This is a genomic window from Micromonospora sp. M51, assembly GCF_018070305.1.
Taxonomy (GTDB): domain Bacteria; phylum Actinomycetota; class Actinomycetes; order Mycobacteriales; family Micromonosporaceae; genus Micromonospora; species Micromonospora parva.
The window spans coordinates 1-1,346 of the sequence record NZ_JAGPXZ010001128.1 but is presented as its reverse complement, the minus strand read 5'-3'; the positions used below and the strand labels follow the sequence as shown (position 1 = coordinate 1,346).

At 69.7% G+C, this 1,346-nt stretch carries 2 protein-coding genes and 1 pseudogene; 1 reads left to right on the top strand and 2 read right to left on the bottom strand.

What is annotated here, in order from left to right:
* Positions 1-200 precede the first annotated feature (200 nt).
* The gene (locus KBX53_RS33035) at positions 201-404 is read left to right on the top strand and encodes a hypothetical protein (RefSeq protein ID WP_030337747.1); all 204 of its coding nucleotides are present in this window, start codon (positions 201-203) and stop codon (positions 402-404) included.
* A gap of 188 nt (positions 405-592) precedes the next feature.
* Here KBX53_RS33035 and KBX53_RS33030 read toward each other — a convergent pair whose 3' ends face one another.
* Together KBX53_RS33030 and KBX53_RS33025 are read right to left on the bottom strand one after the other, a co-directional pair.
* Positions 593-1,018 (bottom strand): cytochrome c oxidase subunit 4, encoded by a 426-nt coding sequence (locus tag KBX53_RS33030; protein ID WP_030337748.1) that lies wholly within the window; start codon positions 1,016-1,018, stop codon positions 593-595.
* A 9-nt stretch (positions 1,019-1,027) separates the two neighbouring features.
* Positions 1,028-1,346: pseudogene (locus tag KBX53_RS33025) on the bottom strand (cytochrome c oxidase subunit II); the annotation flags it as partial.

The window sequence follows — 1,346 nt, the reverse complement described above, 5'->3', positions numbered from 1 at the left end:
ATCTGCGGTGTCCCGGGAGCCCGGACACCCCGATTTCAAGGAAGTCGAGTGGATCACACCCGGCGGCCGACGAGTGGGCGACGGTGCGCGGGGATTTGTCGGACCCGTCTGGGAAACTACAGCTGAGTAGTTCTCTGCCGCCGTCGGTGCGTCGCTGTCGCATCCGGGCGGGCCGGCCTGGTGATCGAGAGGAGACGCCCGTGTCGCACCGCGAGCTCTACTGCGACGTCTGCGAGGGCGTGGCGCTGTTCGAGGCCCCGCCGTGCGTCGACGGCCACGGCACCGACTGTCCAGAGCTGATCTGCACCGACTGCGGCGCCGCAGTGGTCGTCGGCGCGATCGCCTTCCCGGTCACCCGACTGACCGTCCGCCACCGCCAGCCCGCCCCTCGCCGAGTCGCCTGACCGCCCACCGGCGCGCCATCTGACGGCCAGCGTCACGCCGCCTGACCTGCCGCCCGGCCCGATCCGGCGCCCGCCGCCTGACCGCCGGCGCCGCTCGACCGGGGTCGAGCATGACCGAAGGCCCGCTCCCCCACTGGGGAACGGGCCTTCGTCGTGCGGGGTCGGTCGCAATGGCGACCGGGTGTGGGTCAGTGCTCGGCGGTACGCCGGGTGCCGCTGTAGTACTCGAACAGCAGCCCACAGGCGGCGAGGACAACGGCCACCAGGCCGGCGCCGATCAGCCAGTACTGCCAGAACACCAGGCCGAGCGCGGCGATCGCGGCGGCCAGCGCCAGACCGAACGGCCAGTAGCTGCCCGGGCTGAAGAAGCCGACCTCGCCAGCGCCGTCAGCGATCTCGGCGTCCGGACGGTCTTCCGGGCGCAGGTCGATCCGGCGGGAGACGAACCAGAAGAAGCCACCGCACATCGAGCAGAGCAGGAACGACAGCAGCAGGGCTACGGTGCCGACCCACTCGATGCCGCCCGACTGCCCGTTCGTCCAGGCGCCGTAGAGGATGGTGGCACCGAAGAGGAAACCGGCGATGATCAGGAAGATACGCCACTCGGTCTTCATGCCGCTGCCTCAGCTTCCGGTGCGGGCCGGAACTTTGTCCGGGTTGAAGTTGTCCTGCGTCCGCCGCGTGTCGAACGGCTCCGTGGTCACCGCGTACGGCTGCTCACCGATCGCGGACAACGCGTCCTGGGTGGACTTGCCGCTCTGCTTGGCCGCGAGGAACTGGTCGTACTTCTCCGGCGACACCACCCGCAGCTCGAAGTTCATGAACGCGTGGTAGCTGCCGCACAGCTCGGCGCAGCGCCCGACGTAGGCACCCTCGGCCTCCAGGCTGGAGACCTCGAACACGTTGCGGATCTTGCCCGGCATGACGTCCCGCTTGAAGAGC